Here is a 23,474-nt window from a genome sequence, read left to right as displayed (position 1 = left end):
CCACAAAGTCAATTACATGCTATGATAGCTTCAACAAACAACTTAGGAGTGCTTTTTATGAATCGGAATGAGAAGAATGTCAATAAGCTGACCATGCTGGGTATGATGACGGCATTGGTGTTTGTCAGCAACTATCTGCGGATCACCATGCCCATCGCCATCGGCGGCCGCACCTCCTTTACTCTGGCCAACATCATGTGCTGCCTGTCCGGCTTGCTGTTGGGGCCTGTGGGCGGCTTTGCCTCCGGCCTTGGCTCCGCCATCTATGACCTGACCAACCCGGCCTACGCTCCGGAGTGCTGGATCACCTTCCTCACCAAAGGCGTTATGGGTATGGTAGCCGGCCTGGCCATGAAGGACCGGGAGACGCCTGCTTACGGGCGCTGCACCGTCTCCGCGGCTCTGGGCTGCGTGGCCTACTACATTCTCTATTTCTTCAAGTCCTTTGCGTATGACGGTCTGCTGATGGGTGGCCTTACCGCTTCCGTGGCGGCGGCGGCTCTGCCTCTGAAGATCCCCGCTTCCCTGTTCAACGGCGCGGTGGCCATCATTCTGGCGCCCCCGCTGTGCGTGGCTCTGCGGCGGTCCCTGAAGCGGACGCATATTCAGCTTCCCTGATTTTCGGCCTCCCTTGTCCCGGTCCCTTTGTGAAGTATCACATGGGGGCCGGGCTTGTTTTTTTGCTCAGAAAGAGTATAATAAAATTCCGATTTGATGTTGGAAAGAGGAGAACTGAATGAACGAATATCTGGATTTGTTCGGAACCTTTGCCAAGGTGGGCGTGATGACCTTCGGCGGAGGATATGCCATGCTGCCCATTCTCCAGCGGGAGGTGGTGGAGCATAAGGGCTGGGCCACAGAGGAGGAGCTGATGGATTATTTCGCCATCGGCCAGTGCACCCCCGGCGTCATCGCCGTCAATACCGCCACCTTTATCGGTCAGAAGCACCGGGGCTGGTTAGGAGGCATCGTGGCCACGCTGGGCGTGGTGTTTCCTTCTTTGGTCATTATTTCGATCCTGGCGGGATTGATCACGAATTTCTCCCATTTGGCCTGGGTACAGAACGCCTTTGCCGGGATCCAGGTATGCGTGTGTGTCCTGATCTTCAACGCCGTGCTGAAGCTGCTGAAAAAATCTGTGGTGGATAAGCGGACGGCGGCCATTTTCCTGATCGTCATGGCGGGAAGCTTGTTCCTGCATATTTCTCCGGTGTGGTTTGTGGTGGTCTCCGCTGTGGCGGGGATTTTGCTGAAAAACCTGGAAGAGAGGGCTGCGAAATGACCTATCTGCGTCTTTTCTGGGAATTTTTCAAGACGGGGCTGTTCGCCGTGGGCGGCGGTATGGCCACCGTGCCCTTCCTGAAAAACATCGGCCTTGCTACTGGCTGGTACAGCCAGACGGACCTGATGAATATGCTGGCGGTCTCCGAGTCCACTCCCGGCCCCATCGGCATCAACATGGCCACCTATGTGGGCTTCACCGTGGCGGGCATCCCCGGCGCGGTCATCGCCACCATCGGTGAGGTGACGCCCTCTATCATCGTCATCTTGATCGTGGCGGCCATGCTGACCAAGTTCAGGAACAGTAAATATGTGGAGAACGCCTTTTACGGCCTGCGGCCCGCCTCCAGCGGCCTGATCGGTGCGGCTTGTGCCGGCGTTGTCTTACAGGTGCTTCTGCGCGTCACCAGCACTGCAGTCCCGGATTCTCTTTTTATGCGGTTTTCCTGGGACGGTACGGTAAGCTGGATGGGTCTGGCGCTGGCGGCGGTGCTGCTGGTGCTGACTAACTGGGTGAAGCTTACGAAAAAGTGGCATCCCATTGTGTTCATCGGCCTTTCTGCAGCGGTAGGCGTGGTGTTCCGGTTCGGCGGTGTATAAAAGATGAAAAAGTGCCTGAGATTTCAAATCTCAGGCACTTTTTTGCGTTCTTTGTTCAGAGCGGCTGCGCGGACAGACCGCACAGTTTCCGCAGGACTTCCACCGCCTCATCCATGATCTGGGAGAGGGTCAGGTCACGGACGCCGACCACGATCTTGCCGCAGTTGGAATTCACCGGCAGCAGTACCTTCTGGGCCCGGCTCTGGCCCACGGCCACCGCCATAGCGGGGGTGATCTCCCCCATGAGGGCATCCGCCATCAGAATGCCAATGGGTCCGGCGATGATGTCCGCATCCCGGCAGGCCACCAGAACCGGGTTTTCTCCGGTGGCGCCTCGCTGAGCCCCAGCCTTCATCATGGCGGCAGTGGCGATGGCATTGGTACCTACCGCCAACAGCTCCAAGGGAAGTCCCGCCGCCCGGATCCGTTCTACCAGCAGCGCCCCTGTGCGGCCGCTCTGGCCGTCGATCACAACAAGCTTCATCGTATTTCCTCCTTTAAAGCCAGCGTACAGCGGCCCTGCGTGTCTGTTTCGTGAAAATAAGTTTGCTCCAAGGGGACCCAACGGTCAAAAAACTGCTGACCCCACTCCGGACCGTTGCGCTTCAGTATCCGGCTCCGCTGGGTTTCCGGGGAAATGTCCAAAAAGACGGACAGATCGTAATAACGGGCCAATTCCGGGTGAAAGCTGTAGCTGCCTTCCACGATATTCAGCCGCCCCGGCAGGACGGTCACCGGCTCCCGGAGGGACAGGGTGCGGCAGTTGAAGGGACGGTAAACGGCGGCTTTGTTCCGACTGATAGGAATCAGAATCTCCGATTCCAACCGCTCCCGGTCCAGATTGCCGCCGGGCTGGGCGTAGCGCGCGGCGGTCCGTTGCTCCGGACGGAGGAAGAAATCGTCGGCATGGAACAGCGCCGTATCGGGATAAATCGCCGTCAGCAGATCTGCCAGAGTGCTTTTGCCGCTGGCGGCGCCGCCCTCAATGGCCAGCAGGACCCGAGGGTTTTCCGCCAAGGCCCGGTCAATGGCCGCCAGAAGCGGCAGCAGGCGGACATAAGTGCGGTGCAGCACCCGGTAAGCTGGACGGTAGGCGGCCCGGTATTCCTCGGAGTGGCGGCAGACGGGAAAACCGTTTTTTCGCCAGTCATCCAGTTCCGCATCGGCCTCTGCCGGGGAATAGGGCAGAGCGCCGGAGCGGATCAGCCGCCGCAGGACCGTCAGCTTTTCCTGCAAGGCATCCGCATCCCCGTGGGACATAGCGGCAGACCGGGCAAACATGCGAGATAGCGTTTCGGGGGTCAGACCATCTGCCAGAACGCCCAGCTGCACCCGGGACCAGGGACCGTCCAGCGCTTCAATCTCCCGGCTGCACGGTCCGGCTTCCGCAGCCTCCCTCCGGATACCCTCTGCGGCGGCGGAGGTGTCCGTGATCAGATGCTCGCAGCCAAAGACGCTTTGATAGAGGGCTTTGCGCAGATCCTGAAGCTGAGACGCGGGATGCCCGGTATATTGCTCCAAAAGGAATTGTTCGGTAGACGCAGGACTCATAAGTGCCTCCTTGCACGATCATTTGCCTTTTTATCATAGCATCCGACATCTGGACCTGCAACCGCTTTTTGGGACAAGATTCCGCTTGCTTGGGAAAATAATACCCTTTGATGACAAAAAAATATATCTCTTCGACAAAATCCGACAAAAAAGCAGCCGGAAATTTTGTATGATAGAGCCGTATTCCGAAATTGCAATTCATTCGGAAAAGAAAGGATACTATATGAACCATACACTGACGAAAGAATACCTGCTTCTGTTCAACGCATTGACAGATACCGAAGAAACGCTCCGACAGCTCCGGGAGGATCTGATCGCCGTTCAGCGGCAGGCGGAGGAACTGTTTCTGTCCGATACGCCGCAGGACGGTGAGATAGAAGCGGAGACTCCGTAAATAAGACCCGTGACAGGCGGCAGCCGGTGTGCTATAATGAAGAAACTATTTTTCAGGAGGTTTCTATGCTGCACATCGGCTGTCATTTATCATCCTCCAAGGGCTTTCTGGCTATGGGCCGGCAGGCGTTGGAACTGGGGGCGGACACCTTTCAGTTTTTCACCCGGAATCCCAGGGGGAGCAAGGCCAAGGAACTGGACCCGGCGGACGCGGCGGCGCTGGTGGCGCTCATGAAGGATCACTGCTTCGCACCGATCATCGCCCATGCCCCGTACACCCTGAATCTCTGCGGCGCGGAGGAACAAAACCGTCTTTTCGCACGGGACACCATGGCGGACGATCTGCGCCGTATGGAGCACATACCGGGGCAGCTTTACAATTTCCACCCCGGCAGCCATGTGGGACATGGGATCGAAGCCGGGATCACCTATATCGCGGAAGGACTCAACGCCATCCTGACCCCGGAACAGTCTACAACGGTATTGCTGGAGACCATGGCCGGGAAGGGCAGCGAGGTAGGCGGACGCTTTGAGGAACTGAGGGAGATTCTGGATCGGGTGGAGCTGACGGGGAAGATGGGCGTCTGTCTGGACACCTGCCACGTTTCCGACGCCGGGTATGACATCATTCACGATCTGGACGGCGTTTTGACGGAATTTGACCGGGCCATCGGACTGGAGCGGCTGCGGGCCATTCATTTGAATGACAGTCTGAATCTCTGCGGCGCCCACAAGGACCGCCACGCCCGGATCGGGGAGGGCTGCATTGGACAGGAGGCGCTGGCCCGGGTGGTGAATCATCCGGCGCTGAAAAATCTGCCCTTCTGCCTGGAAACACCCAATGAGCTGCCCGGCTATGCCAAAGAGATCGCCCTGATGCGAAGCCTCGCGGAATGAATTTGGATAAATGGTATTGAGATAGAGGAACGTCCGGCACAAATGTGTCGGGCGGTTTTTCATTGGATGGTCATTTTTTTGATTTGTGGCGCATAAGGTTGTCCCAAGAGGTGAAGCAAATGGAACGAAAGAGGTTTGCAAGGCTCTCTCAGCGGTTGGGCGCGCTGCTGCTGGCGGGTGTGACACTGTGGACCGTCTATGCCACGGCGGGCAGCGTTGACGCCGCCGGAGCGTGGATGGCCGTGAAGAGGGAATTGCCACTGGCGCTGCTCCAGTGGCAGTTAGGGGACATGGGGCAGAGGGACGGCCTTTCGGCGCCGTCCGTGCTGATGCTGAGTCAGGCGCCGATCTTGCTTTCCGCCCGCGGGGAGATCTCCGACCTGCGGCGTCAGGCGGCGGAGGAACCGGAGGACGAACGCCCCGCCCCCGTGACCCAGCCGGTACGGGAGGAGTCCCAGCCCGCTCCGGTGACAGCTGGGGCAGACAACGGCGTGACGGCAAAGACCCTGATCCCCACAGACCCCAGCGGCTATACCGTCTGCGGGAAGGTCTACATCCGAAACACCACCCAATATACCCTCTCCAACGAGGAGCTGCTGAAGCCCTTCGCGGCGGAGCTGACCGGCGAAGCGCCGCAGATCCTGATTCTGCACAGCCACGGCAGCGAGGGCTATACCCCGGCGGTGGATGACGGCATCGTCTGGTCCGGGGACCACCGCACCACGGACTCCCGGTACAATGTGGTTCGCATGGGGGACGCCATGGCAGAGGTATTTGCTCAGGCGGGGATCTCCGTGCTCCATGACCGGACCCTGTATGACTATCCGGAGTACGCCGGGGCTTATGACCGGTCTCTGGCGGGGATCGACCGGTATTTGAAAGAGTACCCATCTATCCGCTTCGTGCTGGATGTCCACCGGGACGCTATCGAGGCGTCCGACGGCAGTCAGGTGAAAGTGGTGTCGGAGATCGAGGGACAGGGGACGGCGGCGCAACTCTCCCTCATCATGGGCAGCGACGGCGGCGGACTGAGCCATCCCGACTGGATGGAGAATCTGCGGCTGGCGGTGGCGGTGCAGGAGCAGGCGCTGACGGACTATCCCACGCTGATGCGGCCTCTGCTTCTGCGGAATTCCCGGTACAATCAACACGCCACCACAGGTTCTCTGCTGGTGGAGGTGGGGACCGCCGGAAACGCCCCGGAGGAGGCGGAGCTGGCCGCCCGCCTGTTTGCGGCAGAGCTGGCAAAAACGCTGGAGGAACGAAGCAAGTAGGGAACTGCCCGGCAACAGCCGGGCAGTTTTTGCGGAATCACAAGGGCGTGCACAGCACTTTTCACATATATTGTTAATAATTTGAAAAGATTCCGACAAAAAGTTGCGATGCTAAGGTGAAAAATGGTATGATAAATCCATCAAGTGATCATCAGCGAAGGAGGCGGTGCGTTTGTTTGCAGGACTGCGGAAGAAGTGGCGGGACCAGATCGGCCAGACGAAAACGATATTGGGTGAAAAGGTGAGGGAGGCGCTGGCCTCCGTGGTGCCCATTACCCTGATCGTGCTGATCTTGTGTTTTACCGCGGCTCCGGTCCCAACGGACGTGCTGCTGGCGTTCTTGGTAGGCGCCGTGCTGCTGATCGTGGGTATGGGCCTGTTTACTCTGGGCGCGGATACCGCCATGCTCCCCATTGGTGAGCGGGTGGGCGCACAGATGACCAAATCCCGGAAGCTGTGGGTGGTGGTGTGCGTCAGCTTGCTTATCGGCATCATCGTCACTATTTCCGAGCCGGATCTTCAGGTTTTGGCGGGGCAGGTGCCGGGGATCCCCAACGCCGTCCTGATCGGGGCGGTGGCCGTGGGCGTGGGGATCTTTCTGGTGATAGCACTGCTGCGTATCCTGTTCCAGATCCCACTGAATGGCCTGCTGATCGCGTCCTACATCGTGATCTTTACTCTGGCGGCCTTTGCCCCCAAGGATTTTCTGGCGGTGGCATTTGACTCCGGCGGCGTGACCACCGGGCCTATGACCGTGCCTTTCATCATGGCGCTGGGCTTGGGCGTGTCCTCCACCCGAAGCGACGGCAAGGCTGGCGAGGACAGCTTCGGTCTGGTGGCGCTGTGCTCCGTGGGGCCGGTGCTGGCGGTGCTGACGCTGGCACTGGCATACCCGGCAGCGGGAAGCTATGTGCCCTCCGTAGTGCCGGAGGCCGGGGACAGCCGGGAGCTGTGGCGGCTGTTCGCCCAGGGCCTTCCGGTCTACGCAAAGGAAATGGGGGCGGCGCTGGCGCCCATTGCGGCCTTTTTCGCCGTGTTTCAGGTGACGTCTCTGCATTTGTCTCGAAAAAATGTGTTGAAAATCACTGTGGGACTCCTGTATACTTATATCGGTTTGGTTTTGTTTATGACCGGTGTGAATGTGGGCTTTTTACCCGCCGGCAGCTATTTGGGCCGCCAGATCGCGGCTTTGGAGCAAAGCTGGGTCCTGATCCCCATCGGTATGCTGATGGGCTGGTTCATCGTGCAGGCGGAGCCTGCCGTCCATGTGCTGAACCGGCAGGTGGAGGAGCTGACCTCCGGGGCTATCCCCAGCAAGGCCATGAGCACCAGCCTGTCCATCGGCGTAGCGGTGTCCATTGGTCTCGCCATGCTGCGGGTGCTGACGGGCATTTCTATTTTTGTCCTGCTGGTGCCGGGATACCTGTGCGCCATCGGCTTATCCTTCGTGGTGTCGAAGATCTTCACTGCCATCGCCTTCGACTCCGGCGGCGTGGCCTCTGGTCCCATGACGGCCACGTTTCTGCTGCCCTTTGCTATGGGGGCCTGTGAGACCCTGGGCGGCAATGTGGTAACAGACGCTTTCGGCGTAGTGGCCATGGTGGCCATGACGCCGCTTATCACCATCCAACTGCTGGGCCTTGTCTATCAGCTCAAGCTGAAGAAGGCCGCGGCGGAAGCACCTGCCGCGCCTGCACCGGAGATGCCGGCGGCGGACGACGAGATCATCGAACTGTAAGGGGGGGAGTTATATGTCTGCTGATCTGATCCTTACCATCACGGACCGGAGCCGGGGCGGAGACTTCTCCGCTTGGTTCCGGGAACAGGGGGCAACGCTGGTGCTCACGGCTCTTGGCCGTGGCACCGCCACCACTGAGGTTTTAGACTGTCTGGGGCTGGAAGCTACGGAAAAGGCAGTGCTGCTGTGTATGCTGCCCAGCCGGAAGGGGCTGCTCCGGAAAGCTGCCAAGGACCTCTGGCTGGATGTTCCGGGCCGAGGCGTTATGATGGCGGTGCCGGTGTCCAGCATCGGCGGCGCGTCTGCCAAAAATTATTTGTTACAGGGGGAGGCGGAGGACCGCATGGAAAAGAAATTGACCCACGAGCTGATCGTTGTGATCGCCAATCAGGGCGCTACGGATCAGGTTATGGACGCAGCCCGGGCGGCTGGGGCTACCGGCGGCACGGCGGTCCACGCAAAGGGGACCGGAACGGAGCTGGCGAAGAAATTCTTCGGCGTGTCGCTGGCGTCGGAGAAGGAACTGATCTTTATTCTCGCCTCGGCGGAGACCCGGAAGCCCATCATGAAGGCCATTATGGAAAAGGCCGGAATGCAGACCGAGGCCCAGGCGCTGGCGTTCTCTCTGCCGGTCACAGACCTGGCGGGCCTGCGGCAGTTCAACGTGGAATAAGCGCTGAAAGGGAGTTGCCTGTCGGAAAAATTTGCCGACATAAAGCGCCTTGGAAAACTTTTTGAGAAAAAACGAAAAAAGGCTTGACAAAGCGGCGGAACTCATGTAATATATACACGTTCCGCTTCGGACGATTAGCTCAGCTGGCTAGAGCACCTGCTTGACGTGCAGGGGGTCACAGGTTCGAGTCCTGTATCGTCCACCACAAAAAGCACCGTTTTCTGATGAAAACGGTGCTTTTTCATAACTTTTTATGCGATTTACTTGAGAGTTATGTAAACTTGCTTTGCCCCTGACCACACGGCCAGCCACAGTCAGAAAAAATTTGGGCCTCCAAGGGCGATTCGCCCTCGGGGGCCCGTTTGTTCAACCTGTCAGTCCTGCCTGCTTTTGCCGCTCTTTCTCAGCGGCGATTTCTGCTTTCATCTCCCGGATTATATTGGCCAGATTCTCTTCACACTCCGCCTCTGTATGGGCGTAGACGTTGCGTGCCATTCGTTTCCCGTTGATTTTCGGGGAGTAGCGGCCCTCCCAGAGGTGTTCGTCGATTTGACTGACACAACCCGTTCCCGGCTTCCGGTATTTCCCCTTCACCGCCTGGAAGTCCGTTTGTGCGACTTTTGGCTTAGCCGGGGAGGATGCCCGACGCGGTGGTTCGATTCCGGCGATCCCCCGGTCGATGCTGGCGGCGGCATTCTCCCGCATGGTGTCGGTGACATGGGCATAGACGTTCAGTGTGGTGGCGGACGTCACATGGCCGATGATGGTGGACAGCGTCTTGATGTCCATGCCATGTTCCAGCGCGTTGGTGGCGAAGGTATGCCGCAAGTCGTGAAAGCGGATGTGCTTGCAGTCCGCCCGATTCAGAACCTTGGCCAGCTTCTTCCGGACGGCGGCCGGGTCCAGTGGGGAGTCCTCCTTTTTCGGAGAAGGGAACATCCACCTGGAACGGATACTCTGCCGGTAGTCTCGCAGGACACCCAGAATGGGGGTCGGCAGAATGATGCTCCGACAAGAGCTCTTCGTCTTAGGGGCGGAGATCACCAGTTCTCTGCGCACCCGCTGGACCTGCCGTTCGATCCGCAGTATTCCTGTGCAGAGATCCAAGTCATCCCATTGGAGGGCCAGGATTTCGCCCCGACGCAGACCAGTGGAGAGTTCTAATAGCAGAAGCTCATAACAGTCGTTCTCACGGGCCTGTATCAGCAGACGCCGAATCTCCTCCGGAGACAATACCTGCATCTCCTTCGGACGGAGCGTCGGCGTCTTACAGGCATCGGCGGGATTTTTCAGGATGAGGCCCTGTTTTACCGCCTGGTCCAGCGCCGTCCGGCAGGTTACATGGCAGCACTTCACCATACGGTCAGAGAGTCCGGGGCCATATTGTTCCACAGCCTGGAGGCGGCCGCCCTGCTTGAGCTGGCGGTAGAACTGTTGAAGGTCTGCTGCGGTAAGCCTGTTCAGCGGGATTTGGCCGATTTCCGGGATGATGTGCCGGTAGATGCGGTTCTCGTAGTCCGTTTGTGTCTTTGCTCCAATCGTAGGCTTGCATTGGTTCTGGTACCAGTGATCCAGCCATGCTCCAAAACACATATCGGATGACAGTCGTTCCGGCTCTACTTTTTTCAGGCTGTCTTTCAGGACTTTCAGCTTTTGTAGGCACTCTTTCTTGTTTTTTGCCAGCACATTCTTTGTCTTGGGATAGCCGTTGTCATCATAGCCAATGACTACCCGGCCCTCCCAGCGGCCGTCTTTTCTCAGATGGACGCTCCCGTCCCCTCGTTTTCTGCGTTTTGCCAAGGTTTCATCTCCTCTCCCAGGATTTCTGTCATAAAATCTCCGACGATTTCGGCGGCGGTGCGCTGCATATCTCCAGTGACATGGGTGTAGGTATCCAGCGTGAAGGATGCCTTTGTATGGCCCAGAATGCCGGACAACGTCTTGGCGTCCACGCCGGAGGCCAGGGCATGGGTGGCGAAGGTATGACGCAAGTCGTGGAACCGAATGTTGGGCAGGCCAGCGGAGTCCAGCAAGGCCTTCAGGTGGCCGTATGCGGAGCGGGGATTGGTAGGGGATTCGGGCTTCAGCGGATTCGGGAAGATCCACTCTGACCAGGAATGCTTTTTGCGTTCCGACAGAAGCTGGGCAGTACTTGCTGGTAGCAGGATATTTCGGGTCCCTCGCCCGGTCTTGGTGGCACCGGCCACCAGCCTGCCGCCTTTCTCCATGTGGATGGTCCGCCTTACTGCCAGTGTTCCGGCTGCTTCATCGAAGTCCGCCCACATGAGTCCGCAGAGCTCACCCCGCCGCAGACCGGTGGTCAGCTCTGTGTAGAAGAAGTCGTGCCAGACGGCGTCGTGTTTGATTGCCTCCATGAACTGTTCCAGCTGATCATCATTCAGGATCTGCTTGGGTTTGGGATTTGCTTTAGGAACCGGGATATTCTCGGTGGGATTTTTGGCAATGATATGGGATTCCTTCGCCGCTTTCATGGCTTCGTGGAACATGGTGTGGATGCTGTGTACCATGCTGCCGGATAGCTGGTGACCGTATTGAGCGTGTTCCTTGACACGCCCCCGTGCTTTCAGAACTTCGTACATCTTCTGTACATCCGCCGGGGTGATTTTTGAAATCTGCTTATCTCCGAGGTATAGCTTGATGTAGAGATCCGCGTATCTGCGGTATCCGTTCAGTGTGCTGGGCCGGATGGTTCCGGCCATGATCGCATCCAGCCAGTAGTCCAGCCATTCGCTCAGGGTGAGCTTGCTGTCCTCGGTCAGGTCTACGCCCTGGTAGGCGGTGATCTCCTGGCGGAGCTTTGCGGTCAACTCTTTTTGTGTGGGTGCGTAGATGTAGCGGAAGATGCTGTCGCCGTTTTCCTTATGGCCGATCACGATGCGGCCCTCCCAACGGCCATCGTCCTTTTTGCGCACCATGCCGTCGCCGGACGGCCTGCGTTTACTCATTTGAATCGCCTCCTCTGTAGGAACTCTTCTTTGTTTACACCATCGCAGTTTTTGACGGTATTGTTAGCTGCTTTTTCCTTGTGAAATCTTTTCGCAGGCCTGCCACTCTTCTTCTGCCTCGAAGCTGTAGGGCGGCTGGTCTGCCAGCAGCTCCTGCTGGATGCCCTGTGCCAGACGGAAGCCGGATATGAAGCTGTTCAGGCAGGCTTCGTCCCGCAGTTCATCTTCCATGTCCGCTATCCGCAGGAGCAGCTTTTTCTCTGACTTACCCAGTAACCGAGCAAGCTGGCTGTGTGTTCTTTTGATTTTTCTGTCCATGTATTCCATCCTCCTGGATGGTGCCTCAAACCTGTGGTAAAGGGCTTTCATGTAGTCATGCATGGTATGCCACCTCCTGTCAACGACACACAATACCGCAACCACGGCTGAATAGCCATCCCAAATGACAACAATTATCAGAAAATTATCAAGTTCAGAGTGAACTGCAATGGGCCGCATCCAAAATTGGATGCGGCCCATCTGAGTTCATCTTATGCATAGGGATTATGCGCTGTCGGATTGCCTACGAACATGTAGCAGAAGGCTCTGCCGTTATCGATAGTAACGCCGACGCCAACGGTATCACGGTTCGGGTCAATCATCGTTGCCAGATGGCCGGGAGAGTTCTTCCAGTTCGATACAGCCTTTTCGGGAATTCTATCGGGGGCCGTGACGGTGAACGCCGTCAGGTTGGAACCGAAGCCGTGGGGGTATATCCGTACCCAGCCGACAATTCGGAAGGGGTGCTTTCACGATTGTTTTGCGCCGCAACGGTCGATTACCTTTTTGATTTGCAACTCTGTTTGTGGTATGCTACAATGATCTCCGAAGATAGGAACGCTGATTTCCAGTACGGTTCTATCGTATAGTGCATATACTGTATTTACAGATCGAGCGAGGAGGTCTTTCGTGTGAGCAATTATGAGTTTTCCCTCAGACAGGAAGTCCTGCTTGAAAAGGGGGCCGACATTCTCGGGTCACTTTTCCATTTTGCAAGGAATAACCACATTTCTCCCTCTGACAAAAAAGATCCAGTTAATGTTGTTTACGGTTTGGTATGGAACGCCAAGAGTAGCATTCTGGGTGCGGATACTGAGGCCGAATTGGATCGGATCGAAACGCAGTTTGATTTTGCTCGTAAGTTTTACGCTGGTATTGAGGCGTGAGCAGAATGGGCATTGAAAAAAATCTTGCTGATTTTCTGCCGAGTGATGTGGAGGCGGTTGTTGCCAGTGAGCGGAATTACGCTGCAAGGTACAATCGGCAATCAGAGCCACGGGCAATACTTTTGGCTGGGCAGCCGGGTGCTGGCAAGACAGTACTTTCTTCCATGCTGAACAAACTTCTGTGCGGCAACGTGTATTTTATTAATGCAGATGAGTATCGGCGTTTCCACCCCAATTACAAAGAATTGTATGCCCGGTATGGATCGGATTCTGTACAGATGACCAGTGGGTTTTCTGGTGCGGTGACGGAGCGGCTGATCCATGAAACATCAGAGCGGGGCATCCATCTGATCATTGAAGGCACTGGACGCACCACAGATGTTCCGCATCGTACGGCTGAACTTCTTGTTAAAAAAGGTTATCGGGTCGAACTTGCAGTCATTGCTACCAGGCCAGAACACTCCCTTTGCAGCACACTCCTCCGCTTCTATGAAATGAACGAAAGGGGAACGATTCCGAGAGCGACAGCCGTGGAAGCCCATGACTATGTCGTTCGTGTTCTGCCAGATAATCTCGACATTCTTCGTGATGATCCTGTGATTTCTGGAATTACCATTTGGGATAGAACACCGACAAAAATTTACGATAGCTGTAGGACTGCGGAGTGTCCATCCGAAGTATTACGTCAGTATTGGAACAGACCTTGGCCTGATGAGGAACTTCAGGATATGCAACGATCTATCCTTCGACTGCGCCATAAGGAGGAGGCTTGCCAGCTGAAGCAAAGCCCGTCTATCGACGAGTTAGAACGAAGGGTGCAAGAGGCGGCTATGGGCCCTGGATTTACGTTCAACACGATGATGTGATGGACTGACCGTGCTCTTCGTTCAGCAAGAAAGCTCTTTTGAGAATGGCGTTTTTAATCAACTGAAATTGTAGATAGCTCTCCCAGCAGGAGAGCTATCTTTTTTGCCTTATCAGGCTTCCTCCTTTCATGATTGTTGAGTTGCTTTGATGATTTTTTGCAAACACAACATGTAAAGGTCCCAGAAAGAAAGGCACTAAAGGATTCGACGTTTTCAGACTTTTGCGAAAGCACGCAGTTCTAATGCATCGTCATATTCCAACCGCCATACTGCTGCTCCTCATGATCGTCCTCTTTGTGGCCGTGGACGAGACGTTTCTCCCGCAGCTCTTGACGGCGCTTGCGGTCGATGTGGGTGAGCCCCGTGCCGCTCTGCGGCAGGGAGTTGTTCTGGAAGATATTTGCCATGTGATGGAGCAGTCTCGTCACTGCAAGGAACACCTCCGGCGCTGTCGAAGCACTCTGCCTTTCCAGAAGGCACTGCGCGTAACTGTGTCCTTGCTCCGCCGCCTGAGACAGCCATTGGATGCCCGCCTCTTTGTCACGCTCGACCGCCTTCCCTTGGAGCAGCAGCTTTCCCAACAGATACTGCGCATGGAGATTGCCGGCCTGAGCGGAGGTATAGATGTGATCTATAGCCTTGCGGGTATCTCTTCTTACTGATTCTCCCTTCAGATATTCCTTGCCAAGGCGGTAGGATGCATCGTGGTTTCCGTTGTAGGCAGCGTACTCCAGCCACTGGATGCCAAGCTCGGGATCATGGACGCTGGCATCATCAGAGAGATATAATTTTCCCAAAGCATACTGAGCCGCTACATATCCCTGCTTTGCCGCTTTGTCAAACCAGTATCGGGCCATCACCCAGTCCGGCGGCAGCAGCGGGCCGTCCCGATACAGTTCTCCCATAAAATACTGCGCATGGATGTCACCGTTCTCCGCAAGTTCCCGCATACTTTCCACGGCATCATCCCGTTCTGCCAGTGACGAGTATTCATCCTGAACGTCTATCCGCAGCGTCCGGAAGTCCCAGGACACATTTTCATCCTTCTCTGCCTCATCACTCTGGTCCAGGGTATCATCCTCAAAGGTGATTTTCCCCAGGCGGATCGTCTCCGCCTCTTGGATGACCGCATTCTTGATTTGGCGAAACTCCTTCTGCCGGGACAGCGGCGGGCGGTGCCGCTCCTTCTCAGAATAGAAATCTTCCACTTGACCTTGCAGCTGCCACCACTGTTCGTAGCACTCGGCCACGGTCGGGAGCTGCTCCATCTGGTCCACGATCTCATCTACCAGCGCCTTTTGCTTCTTCGGAAGGTAGCCGTAGGACTTCTTCCCCTTGACGGTTTCCAGTTGGAGAGCCAGCTCCTGCATGAGTTGCTCCACCTCGGGGTGGTCGCAGATCCTGGTTCGCATCTGCTGGACCAGCTCCCGCATGGCCTGCCGCGCTTCCCGTACCAGCTGGTCACGGGAAACCGTTTTCTGTTCATAGAGGTGAAGCATTTCCTGTTGGAAGATATCGTTGGTGAGCTTGGATTTGATTTGTCGGATGCCGTCCTGAGATAGATACGCCTGTCCCGGTTTTACGGACCATGCCATCATGTGCACATGGGGATGGTCACCCTCATCATGGAAGGCAGCATACCAGCGGAAGTCCTGGGGCGGGATATTCATAGCGGCGGCGATGTCGTTGCGGTGGGCGCGAAGGAGATTCCTCCACGCCCTGGCATTGTCGTAGCCCAACCGTTCTGCGTCCTCTCGCTTCAGGGAGATGATGTGCGTCCACACATTTCCTGTGTAGTCCTCCAGTTCCGCCATAGCCTTGTCCAGCTCCACGCCATCTTTGTCACTGAAGAGACCATGGGAGCCCAGCCGTTCTGCTCTTGGCCGTGTTGCGATGTACTTCATGTAGCCATCCGATTTCTGAACATCGCTCCAGTTTTCCTCCAACGCCTGAGAGATAAAGGCGGAGGCATTGGCCTTGGTGGGGCGTTCTTGGTAGTCACCGTACTCACCCATCTCCTTTGCGTCAGGAAAATCCTTCACCAGTTTTGCGATAAGCTGTTCCTGCTTTCTTGTTGGCGGACGGTTATCCTGGATCAACTCGACCCGCTCACGGGTGGCGATGTATCTCATGTATCCGCCTGCTGAGTGACCGACTCCGCACTTGATGTACGGGCTTTTGACGATCAGTCTTGCCATCCGTCATCGTCCTCCCAGGATTCCCGCACCCGTTTTTCGAACGAGATGCGACCATTGGTCTGTTTCACATTTCGGACGCTCTCCGCACGGCGTCGGCGCAGGTCCTCCTCACTGAACTGAAAACTGTCCGCAATGATTCCGGACAGCATGTCCAACTCCACCGCCTGCTTGTAAGCCAGCGATGCCATTTTGTTTTCCATTTGCCCCACTCGACCGTCCAGATAGGACTGGATGGAGGTGGGGAGGAACAGCCCAGCGTTGTTGGCACTGAGATAGTCCAGGTAGAAATCGATGGCCCGCTCAATGAATCCGGTGATGCTGCGGCTGCCGTCCTCCTGATATCGTCGCTCCAAGCGTGCCTTTTTCTCAGGGGTGAGATAGAGGGCAAATTTTTCTTTCTTGCTCAAAATGAGCTCCTTTCCGGGGCATGACCCCTACTTTTTTCTTGTGGGTGTAGGCTTTCAGGGATAACGACCGCAGAAGTGATAGCTCCCCTTCGATTTTGACCCCACTTTGGAACTCCCAGAAAACCCCGTAACTGCCCGCACTGCGGGCAGAAGTGACCGAACAGAGCGTCGCGCATGACGCCTGGTGTTTATCCTGCTTCGACTTTCGTCCTCGTAGGCTCTTCCGAAATCGGCCTAAATCCGTTCGAATAGGCCTGGCCGGTATCTGTTCTCGCTGCTCCCGGCAAAGCCGCACACAGCGGCTCACAGGGGCGAACACGGCCTTGTTTTTGCAGTTCCTCTGCTACCCGCTGACGCTCCGTGACTTCCTCCAGTTTCACCATCTGCCGCTCGTAGGAATGGTCGACGGCTTCCTGGATCGGCAGAATGGTGTAGCAGTTGTTGCCGTTCCACTTCATTCCCTGGCGGTCGAAATAGCTGGTGTGCTCTACTGTGATAAACTGCCTGTCCTCCAGTTTGGCGATGTGTTTCATCACCGTGTTCACGGCCAGCCCCACAGTGGCGGAGATGGTGTTGTAACTGGGATGGCATTGATGGCTGCTGCGGTCTTCGCAGTAGAGCAGGTAGGCGTAGACGGTGATCGCACCATGCCCCAGGTCCAGGGAAAAGATTTCGTTAGGGAGGGAGAAAAACTTTCCTGTGTGTTTGCGACTGAATACCGGAACCATCTGCGGCGAGATCAGATTTCGTTTGACCAGAGTATCCAACTGCTTTTGTGCCATGGCTACCCCCATGTGGAGCAGCGCTGCGATCTCGTCCACACTTGGCATGGCTTCACCCTTATGGTGGCTGTTGAGATAGCAGAGGTAGGCGAGGATACTGAAGGCGGGAGGCGGAAGCTTCAGCCCCCAGATTTCGTTGGGCAGCGAAAACCGATACGCTCTTGCGTCTTTCTGATAGGTGAGCGCAGTCATTCGCGGACACCTCCTTCCGTGTGCTTGGTGACCCACTGGATGAACGCTTCCTTGGGAACCACCATCCTGCTGCCGACATTCAGTACTGGGAAGTCCGGCTCATGCATCAGCTCATAGCTGGTGGAGGACGATACCCCCAGCACCTTCGCCACTATGTCGGCGTTGAGGAACAGAGGCAGGTCATCGTAAGAGTTGTACTGTGACTGTTTCATTTTCGATTTCTCCTTTGCAGAAAGTAAAGGCATCAGCGGCGACGCTGATGCCCTTCTGCTTGTATTGTGTCGGAGATTTTGATAAGATAATAAAAAGTTGGGACGAATTATTTTCCAGGGGGGACAATTTATTTCGAGGGAGGCGAGCGCATGGATGGGGATATCGTTTTCTATATCCACGGTGATACGATCGAGTACGGTGGGGAATTATTTTCCACAGGCGAACTGACAGCGGATATTTTGAACCTGTCACTGAAGGACTATCAGTGCATCCATAAAAACGTCCAGTGCATGAAGGACCTTGCGGAGCAGTACGAGCGAACCCAGGACCGGGAATTTTGGTGGAAGCTCAACCACCAGTTCGTGGCTTTGCGTAAGCGGATGATGGAGTTCCGGGTGTTTCAGATCCTGCTTCGGGATGACAGCAAATTTTTCGACGAGACCCAGCAGTACACCGAGTTCCGCTCCTTGCTGCCGGAAGAAGATCTGGACTATGAGGATTTTTCCATAGAGCAATGGGGAGACATGGCGGAGCAGGCGGAGACAACCGGCCAGATCCCAGTTCCGCTTCTGATTATTCCCGGAGGGCGGAAAACGAAGTGGAGTTATTATCGGAAGCAGATGAAGCGCTATGAACGCTATCTGGGCGACGTCGCGTGCTTCAATCCTACCATCCATAACTTCATCCACTTCCTCCTCGCCAAGCTGGAGCATAACTCCCCGGAGAACTATGCCGCCTCCCTCTATCAGCTCTACAACGATGAGCGGCTGATGGAGAAGCTGATCGTCAATCCCAGAAGCCTGGAGCAGCCGTTTTATCAGAAATATGACCACTGCGTCGTGAGCTATGTGCCGCGGGAGCTGCCGGACAAGCGCTTCGCCATTTGCCAGGAGCACACCACCGACAGCTTGCAGATGCTGCTGAAGGCGGATTACATGACGGCTCTGAATGCCGGACACAACATCCGCCAGTGTGTTGTCTGCAAAAAATACTTTCTGGTGAAGGGCGGCGCTCATGCACTATATTGTGAGGGAGCATGTCCCCATGCGCCCCAGTATACCTGCCGACAGTTCGGAACCTACGAAGTGCAGAAGGAACTGGCTCGGGATGTGCCGAAGCTCCAAGCGAAGCTCGCCGCTTTTGAACGGATACGGCAGGACCAAAAGCGCGACGTTATCACGGCGGAGGAAGCGCGGCGGCTGAAGGATACGGTCCGGGACATGCTGTTCAATGCGCTCAACAAGGCAGATGTCTCTAACGCGGACTTTGAGCGGTCCATCTCCAGTGAGAGACTTTACCCATACTGCGGTGTTACCCGGAAGGCGAAACCCAGAGGGCGCCCCCGAAAGGGCGGTGGGGACGCATGAGCGACCAAGAATTGCTGGATCGAATCACGCAGGGAGATCAGGCCGCGCTGACGGAACTGTGTGATAGGTATGCTGAATTGATTCGGAAACGTGCGCAGTGGATCGCCCGACAATACAATTGTCTGCGCCCCGGCAGTCACGGAGGTTGGAGCGACTATACGAAAGAAACGCTCTCCGAATTGGAGAGCGTTGGGATGCTGACGCTGATCGAATGCGCCATGAATGGCGGCTATGATAGCTCCAAGGGAGTTTTCGGAACATACAACGTACCATTTCTGGACGGCGCGATGCGGCGGCACCTGGAAGCCAGCATGGGTACCCTTTCCCTGGACCGGGACAGCATGGGGCTGGTACGCAAGGCGCAGATGCTCTATCACCGGGATGGAAAAGAGATGAGCGAAATCGCAGGGGAGTTGGGTGTTTCTTTAGCGGAAGTAGCCAGGGCGGTAGCCTATCCCACGCATTTCTTCTCTGTTTATGACTTGCCAATCCCGGAGGAGGACGGAGATATTTTTGAGTATCTCATGTCTGATCGGTTGTCTGCATCTGCGGAGGAGATCGTCCTTCGGGCGCTTACGATGAAGTCTCTGCGTGAGCAATTCCGAAGCCTGTCCAAGCGGGAGCAGGATATTCTGGGCAGGAGCTTCGGCGCTCTGGGTTACACAAAAACGGACCTGCGGGAGATCGCCATTCGGAATAGACTTCGGGAAGATGGCGTGGAGAAGGCGAAGAAACAAGCGCTGAAAAAACTGCGGGAATGGTGTCTGGACAGCATGGCATGGAAGCTCCGCCGAGCCAGACACATGGTGGACCATGCGATTACACTGGAGCAGCTGCTCTGAGCCGTAAAGAGAAAGAACCTTTTTCTTTGATCCCAAGTTTATCTGAGTGCCACATTTCAGTTGGATGCGCAGACTTGATACGGGATATAACATTAGATTAAATTTCAGCCCTCTGCCTTTTCATTGGCAGAGGGCCGTTTTTTGGCTTAACAATTATTGAACATTCCTTACGGTGATAAATGCGCCCCGGTGATGATGCTGTTCAGCAAGCGTGATGTGGTAAATCTGCTGAAGAGGAAGTTGAAGAACGGGTCTGTTCGGGAGTCCGTGCGGCAGAAGCAGAAAATGCAGCAGGTACAGCAACAGCAAAAAAAGAAAAGCAACGACGGCTGGGAGCGATAATATCATTTCAAATCCGAAAGCACTTTTGCAGGGCTTTATACTCACCCAACGCCAAAATCGTAGTGTCATCGGACAATATGGTGTCCGGCGTAACGAAAACATCCGTTTTTCCTGCGCGTTTGATGCCAAGAATGTTGATGCCAAACTTTCTGCGGACGTTCAGCTCACCAACGCTTTTCCCGATCCACGCCTCCGGCACCTGCACTTCAAAGATGGCGTGCTGCTCGTCGATCTCTATGTAGTCGAAAATATGGTCGGCAGTGAAGCGAATCGCCGCCCATTTTGCCATCTGCTTTTCAGGGTAGACCACGTTATCTGCGCCGTTGCGGAGCAGAAACTTCGCCTGCACATCGCGTTCGGCGCGGGATACTACGCATTTGGCGCCCAACTCTTTCAGCAGCGAGGTGGTCTCCAGCGAGTTCTGGAAGTTGCCGCTGATGGTCACAAAGCAAACATCAAAATTCCCGATGCCGAGCGAACGCAGGAACTCCGCATTGGTGCTGTCACCGATCTGTGCGTTGGTGACAAACGGAAGCACATCGTTGATCCGTTCCTCATTGGTATCGACTGCCATGACCTGATGCCCCAGTTGAGAGAGCTGCATGGCGATATGCCGCCCAAAGCGGCCTGCTCCAATCAATAAAACATTTTTCATGGGATAGACAACTCCTTTACTTATCCAATCGTGATGCTTTCCTGCGGCAGCTTTGCATTGCCGCTTTTTTTGCTGGACACCGTCGCATAAATGAGCGTCAGCCCGCCGACCCTGCCCAGATACATCAGCGCGATCAATACCATCTGCGAGGGAATATGCAGCTGCGGCGTAATACCCAATGTCAGACCAACCGTGCCTACTGCCGACGCTGCTTCATACAGGCAGGAGGACAGCGGGAGATTCTCATATACGCTGATAAAAATGCCTCCGCCAAAGAACAGCGCAAGGTACATCGTCAGAATGGTCGCGGCGGTTTTGACGGCACTGCAATCGACTCTGCGCCCAAAGAACTGGGCGCTGTCCCGCTGGCGGAAGGTCGCGGCAGCATTGGAAAGCAGAACTGCCAGCGTGGTGGTTTTCATGCCGCCTGCCGTAGACCCCGGAGAGCCGCCGATGAGCATCAGAAGGATCATCACGCCCAGCGATGCGCTGGACATGGCGGGTAGATCGATTGTGTTGAAGCCCGCCGTTCTCGGCGTGACCGATTGGAACAGGGCTGCCTGAACGCGCGCTCCGAGGGGAAGGGCATCAAAGTCCACAAAGAAGAAAAACAGCGCCGGAAGGACGATCAGCGTGAGTGTCGTAACGAGAATGACCTTACTTTGCATTCGATAACGGTGGAAATGCAGCTTGTTTTCGCAAATGTCATCCCACGTTAAGAATCCGATGCCGCCGGTTATGATCAGCAGCATGACCGTGATATTGATCACCGGATTTTGGACATAACCGGTAAGGGACGGATACAAATTATTGTTCGTTCCCAGAATGTCAAACCCTGCGTTGCAAAAGGCGGAGATGGAGTGAAATACTGCCATCCAGATCCCGCACCATCCGTAGTCGCAGCAAAACACCGGCAGCATGGCGAGCGCACCGATCAGTTCGATCAGAAATGTCCCCCGCAGGATGAACCGTGTCAGCCGGACGATCCCTCCGACCTTCGGCGCTGAGATGGCGTCCTGCATGGTGCTGCGCTGCATCAGAGAGATCCTTCGCCCGGACAGCAGCGCAAACGATGCCGCCACGGTGACAACACCGAGTCCACCTATCTGAATCAGCGTCAGGATCACCACTTGGCCAAAGACCGACCAATAGCTGCCGGTATCCTGCACCACAAGCCCCGTTACACAAACAGCGGAGGTTGCGGTAAACAGCGCTTCATTGAACGGCGTTACGCACCCGGCTGTTGTGGAGAGCGGCAGCATCAGCAGTAGCGCACCCAGCAGAATGACCCCGGCAAAGCCCAATATGATAATTTGAAAAGACGAAAGGCGGTGCTTTCTGCAAACCATTTCTTCCGACATCATCCTCACCCCTTATGAATCGCGCGATTGCTTTATTGTTCGCAGGTCAAACACACGTCGCATTGCCTGACTGTGATGAAGGATACCCTGTACGCACTCAGATCGGAGACTGTGATCTCCAAATTCTGAGCGGTAAAGGAATCGCCCTTGATGGGGACTCTATTCAGCTGCTCCATGACCCAGCCGCCGACGGAAACACTGTCCGATTCCAGCTTGACGTCAAAGAATTCCATAAAATCCTCCAAGCTGACGGAGCAGTCCACGCGGTAGGTATTCTCGTCCAGCTTTTCAAAATCTTCTTCCACCTCGTCGTGTTCGTCCCAAATTTCACCGACCAGTTCTTCCAGAATATCCTCCATCGTAACAATGCCGAGCGTTCCGCCGAAATCATCCACGACAACGGCGACGTGGGACTTCTGATGCTGGAGCATTTTCAAAATATCCCGGATCTTCGTGTGCTGGTAGACGAACTGCGGCTCCGTCATGATCTCCGCAATGGGCTGATCCGTCATCTTGCCATTGATATAGAAGTCCTTCTGATGAAGAACACCGACGATCTGATCAATGGTATCCCGGTAGACCAGCAGGCGGGAAAAGCGGGACTGTGTAAAGGCTCTGGCAATTTCCTCATGGCTTTCGCCGATGTCCACGGCCTCCAAGTCGATTCGATGGGTCAAAATTTCTGCCGCCGTCAGGTCGCGGAACTCAAGGGCGTTGCGCAGCAGCTCACCCTCATTTTCGTCAATGCCGCCGTCCTGCTCTACATCCTCCATAAAAAGAAGCAACTCCTCGTGGGACATTTTTGCATCGTCATCTGTCTTGAAGAAGCGGGAAACCAGCTTTTTCCACTGGGAAAAGAGAAAATTCAACGGTGTCAGCACCCAAATCCAAAGGCGGATAAAGGGCGCGCTGAACAAAGCAAAGCGTTCAGGGGCGTCCTTTGCAACACTCTTGGGGGTGATCTCACCAAAAATCAAAACAACGATCGTTACGACGACCGTAGAAACCGTCGCGCCGATGTCGCCGTAAAGTCCGACGAACAGAAGTGTGCCGATGGACGCCACCATGATATTGACGATATTGTTGCCGATCAGGATGGTGGAAATCAGCTTGTCATAATCTTCGGACAGCTTGAGCGCCAGCGCTGCCCGCTTGTTTCCGTTGTCCGCCAACACCTTGAGGCGGGTCTTATTCAGAGACGAGAATGCCGTTTCTGTGGCGCTGAAATAGGCGGACATGACGATGCAGGCCACCATTGCGAAAATGCTTCCAAAATAATTCATTTCAAACTCCTTTATGTTCTGTTCATACGATCATTTCATGCAAAAAAGACACACCTATACCCGATACCGCAGCAAAGGGCGTAGACATGCCACATACGAACAGACCATATAAGAGCAGTTACCGTTATCGTCGCTACTGTCATTTTCCACGGATTTCTTCCTCCTTTTTGCTGTGTGCTTATATCATAGCATTTTTCCGGTGTAGATTCGGTAAAGAAACGAGTGCGGCGCAATATCCTCCTGTGAGAAATCTTGAAGCGCTTCCGCTTATGCGATATAATAACTGCTGGCAGTTATTTATACCACTGGATTTAAGCCGTTTTTCTCCCGGGCTTCGCCCGAAACCGAAAAACATGGCGTATTATCCCGCAATAAATTTCAGGAGAAG

General features: G+C 55.4%; 25 protein-coding genes and 1 tRNA gene. 13 read left to right on the top strand and 13 right to left on the bottom strand.

Going from position 1 to position 23,474, the window contains the following annotated elements:
• Window positions 1–57 precede the first annotated feature (57 nt).
• The 3 genes from H8Z83_RS07270 (at window position 58) to H8Z83_RS07260 (ending at window position 1,881) form a co-directional block, all read left to right on the top strand.
• Window positions 58–618: an ECF transporter S component gene (locus tag H8Z83_RS07270; RefSeq protein WP_187014415.1), complete on the top strand. Its 561-nt coding sequence runs from the start codon at window positions 58–60 to the stop codon at window positions 616–618.
• A 118-nt stretch (window positions 619–736) separates the two neighbouring features.
• The gene (locus H8Z83_RS07265) at window positions 737–1,282 is read left to right on the top strand and encodes a chromate transporter (RefSeq protein WP_187014414.1); all 546 of its coding nucleotides are present in this window, start codon (window positions 737–739) and stop codon (window positions 1,280–1,282) included.
• Window positions 1,279–1,881 (top strand): chromate transporter, encoded by a 603-nt coding sequence (locus H8Z83_RS07260; protein WP_187014413.1) that lies wholly within the window; start codon window positions 1,279–1,281, stop codon window positions 1,879–1,881. Before H8Z83_RS07265 ends, H8Z83_RS07260 begins: the two co-directional genes overlap by 4 nt.
• Before the next feature lie 55 nt (window positions 1,882–1,936).
• Here the strand turns inward: H8Z83_RS07260 and H8Z83_RS07255 are convergent, their stop codons facing one another.
• Complete coding sequence (locus H8Z83_RS07255; protein WP_187014412.1) at window positions 1,937–2,365, bottom strand: DUF3842 family protein; 429 nt, start codon at window positions 2,363–2,365, stop codon at window positions 1,937–1,939.
• The gene (locus tag H8Z83_RS07250; RefSeq protein WP_187014411.1) at window positions 2,362–3,432 is read right to left on the bottom strand and encodes a uridine kinase family protein; all 1,071 of its coding nucleotides are present in this window, start codon (window positions 3,430–3,432) and stop codon (window positions 2,362–2,364) included. Before H8Z83_RS07250 ends, H8Z83_RS07255 begins: the two co-directional genes overlap by 4 nt.
• A gap of 223 nt (window positions 3,433–3,655) precedes the next feature.
• Here H8Z83_RS07250 and H8Z83_RS07245 point away from each other — a divergent pair, with 223 nt between their 5' ends.
• The 6 genes from H8Z83_RS07245 (at window position 3,656) to H8Z83_RS07220 (ending at window position 8,612) form a co-directional block, all read left to right on the top strand.
• A complete protein-coding gene (locus H8Z83_RS07245) occupies window positions 3,656–3,826 on the top strand; it encodes a hypothetical protein (protein WP_187014410.1) in 171 nt (56 codons plus the stop codon).
• Window positions 3,827–3,891: 65 nt separating this feature from the next.
• On the top strand, window positions 3,892–4,722 hold the full coding sequence (locus tag H8Z83_RS07240; protein WP_187014409.1) for a deoxyribonuclease IV: 831 nt from the start codon (window positions 3,892–3,894) through the stop codon (window positions 4,720–4,722).
• Between the two features lie 119 nt (window positions 4,723–4,841).
• Complete coding sequence (gene spoIIP, locus H8Z83_RS07235; protein WP_187014408.1) at window positions 4,842–5,996, top strand: stage II sporulation protein P; 1,155 nt, start codon at window positions 4,842–4,844, stop codon at window positions 5,994–5,996.
• A 172-nt stretch (window positions 5,997–6,168) separates the two neighbouring features.
• Entirely contained in the window at window positions 6,169–7,734 is a 1,566-nt protein-coding gene (locus H8Z83_RS07230; RefSeq protein WP_243184807.1) for a DUF1538 domain-containing protein, read from the top strand.
• A 13-nt stretch (window positions 7,735–7,747) separates the two neighbouring features.
• Window positions 7,748–8,407, top strand: coding sequence for a P-II family nitrogen regulator (locus H8Z83_RS07225; protein WP_187014407.1), 660 nt, complete (start codon window positions 7,748–7,750; stop codon window positions 8,405–8,407).
• Window positions 8,408–8,535: 128 nt separating this feature from the next.
• Window positions 8,536–8,612: transfer RNA gene (locus H8Z83_RS07220), tRNA-Val, on the top strand.
• Window positions 8,613–8,773: 161 nt separating this feature from the next.
• On the opposite strand, the gene H8Z83_RS07215 is transcribed toward H8Z83_RS07220, so the two are convergent.
• The 4 genes from H8Z83_RS07215 to H8Z83_RS07200 all read right to left on the bottom strand — a co-directional run bounded on the left by H8Z83_RS07215 (window position 8,774) and on the right by H8Z83_RS07200 (window position 12,101).
• Complete coding sequence (locus tag H8Z83_RS07215; protein ID WP_187014406.1) at window positions 8,774–10,207, bottom strand: tyrosine-type recombinase/integrase; 1,434 nt, start codon at window positions 10,205–10,207, stop codon at window positions 8,774–8,776.
• On the bottom strand, window positions 10,165–11,373 hold the full coding sequence (locus H8Z83_RS07210) for a tyrosine-type recombinase/integrase (RefSeq protein ID WP_187014405.1): 1,209 nt from the start codon (window positions 11,371–11,373) through the stop codon (window positions 10,165–10,167). The genes H8Z83_RS07215 and H8Z83_RS07210 overlap by 43 nt, the downstream gene beginning before the upstream one ends.
• Window positions 11,374–11,436: 63 nt before the next feature.
• Entirely contained in the window at window positions 11,437–11,700 is a 264-nt protein-coding gene (locus H8Z83_RS07205) for a DUF6809 family protein (protein ID WP_366463934.1), read from the bottom strand.
• A gap of 203 nt (window positions 11,701–11,903) precedes the next feature.
• Window positions 11,904–12,101 (bottom strand): CAP domain-containing protein, encoded by a 198-nt coding sequence (locus tag H8Z83_RS07200; protein ID WP_207732017.1) that lies wholly within the window; start codon window positions 12,099–12,101, stop codon window positions 11,904–11,906.
• A 222-nt stretch (window positions 12,102–12,323) separates the two neighbouring features.
• Between H8Z83_RS07200 and H8Z83_RS07195 the strand changes: the two genes are divergently transcribed.
• Together H8Z83_RS07195 and H8Z83_RS07190 are read left to right on the top strand one after the other, a co-directional pair.
• Window positions 12,324–12,578, top strand: a complete 255-nt coding sequence (locus H8Z83_RS07195; protein WP_187014403.1) for a hypothetical protein — start codon at window positions 12,324–12,326, stop codon at window positions 12,576–12,578.
• Window positions 12,579–12,583: 5 nt separating this feature from the next.
• Window positions 12,584–13,444, top strand: a complete 861-nt coding sequence (locus H8Z83_RS07190) for a zeta toxin family protein (protein ID WP_187014402.1) — start codon at window positions 12,584–12,586, stop codon at window positions 13,442–13,444.
• A gap of 239 nt (window positions 13,445–13,683) precedes the next feature.
• Here the strand turns inward: H8Z83_RS07190 and mobP3 are convergent, their stop codons facing one another.
• The 4 genes from mobP3 to H8Z83_RS07170 form a co-directional block, all read right to left on the bottom strand.
• Window positions 13,684–15,642 carry a MobP3 family relaxase gene (gene mobP3 / locus H8Z83_RS07185; protein ID WP_187014401.1) on the bottom strand — a complete coding sequence of 653 codons (1,959 nt, stop codon included), beginning with the start codon at window positions 15,640–15,642 and terminating at the stop codon, window positions 13,684–13,686.
• Complete coding sequence (locus tag H8Z83_RS07180) at window positions 15,630–16,049, bottom strand: hypothetical protein (RefSeq protein ID WP_187014400.1); 420 nt, start codon at window positions 16,047–16,049, stop codon at window positions 15,630–15,632. Before H8Z83_RS07180 ends, mobP3 begins: the two co-directional genes overlap by 13 nt.
• A gap of 188 nt (window positions 16,050–16,237) precedes the next feature.
• The gene (locus H8Z83_RS07175; RefSeq protein ID WP_243184805.1) at window positions 16,238–17,023 is read right to left on the bottom strand and encodes a helix-turn-helix domain-containing protein; all 786 of its coding nucleotides are present in this window, start codon (window positions 17,021–17,023) and stop codon (window positions 16,238–16,240) included.
• Window positions 17,020–17,235, bottom strand: coding sequence for a helix-turn-helix transcriptional regulator (locus tag H8Z83_RS07170; protein WP_136891034.1), 216 nt, complete (start codon window positions 17,233–17,235; stop codon window positions 17,020–17,022). Before H8Z83_RS07170 ends, H8Z83_RS07175 begins: the two co-directional genes overlap by 4 nt.
• A 150-nt stretch (window positions 17,236–17,385) precedes the next feature.
• On the opposite strand from H8Z83_RS07170, the gene H8Z83_RS07165 reads away from it, so the two are divergent.
• Window positions 17,386–18,603 (top strand): DUF6076 domain-containing protein, encoded by a 1,218-nt coding sequence (locus tag H8Z83_RS07165; RefSeq protein ID WP_187014399.1) that lies wholly within the window; start codon window positions 17,386–17,388, stop codon window positions 18,601–18,603.
• The gene (locus H8Z83_RS07160) at window positions 18,600–19,445 is read left to right on the top strand and encodes a sigma-70 family RNA polymerase sigma factor (protein ID WP_187014398.1); all 846 of its coding nucleotides are present in this window, start codon (window positions 18,600–18,602) and stop codon (window positions 19,443–19,445) included. The genes H8Z83_RS07165 and H8Z83_RS07160 overlap by 4 nt, the downstream gene beginning before the upstream one ends.
• Before the next feature lie 349 nt (window positions 19,446–19,794).
• Here H8Z83_RS07160 and H8Z83_RS07155 read toward each other — a convergent pair whose 3' ends face one another.
• From H8Z83_RS07155 to H8Z83_RS07145, 3 genes are read right to left on the bottom strand one after another with little or no spacing between them, the layout of a single operon-like run.
• Window positions 19,795–20,442, bottom strand: coding sequence for a potassium channel family protein (locus H8Z83_RS07155; protein WP_187014397.1), 648 nt, complete (start codon window positions 20,440–20,442; stop codon window positions 19,795–19,797).
• A 20-nt stretch (window positions 20,443–20,462) separates the two neighbouring features.
• The gene (locus tag H8Z83_RS07150; RefSeq protein WP_187014396.1) at window positions 20,463–21,803 is read right to left on the bottom strand and encodes a TrkH family potassium uptake protein; all 1,341 of its coding nucleotides are present in this window, start codon (window positions 21,801–21,803) and stop codon (window positions 20,463–20,465) included.
• Between the two features lie 32 nt (window positions 21,804–21,835).
• Window positions 21,836–23,086, bottom strand: a complete 1,251-nt coding sequence (locus tag H8Z83_RS07145; RefSeq protein ID WP_187014395.1) for an HlyC/CorC family transporter — start codon at window positions 23,084–23,086, stop codon at window positions 21,836–21,838.
• Window positions 23,087–23,474: the final 388 nt, after the last annotated feature.

This window comes from Dysosmobacter segnis, from assembly GCF_014297285.1.
Taxonomy (GTDB): Bacteria; Bacillota; Clostridia; order Oscillospirales; family Oscillospiraceae; genus Oscillibacter; species Oscillibacter segnis.
This window is presented reverse-complemented; position numbering and strand designations above follow the sequence as displayed.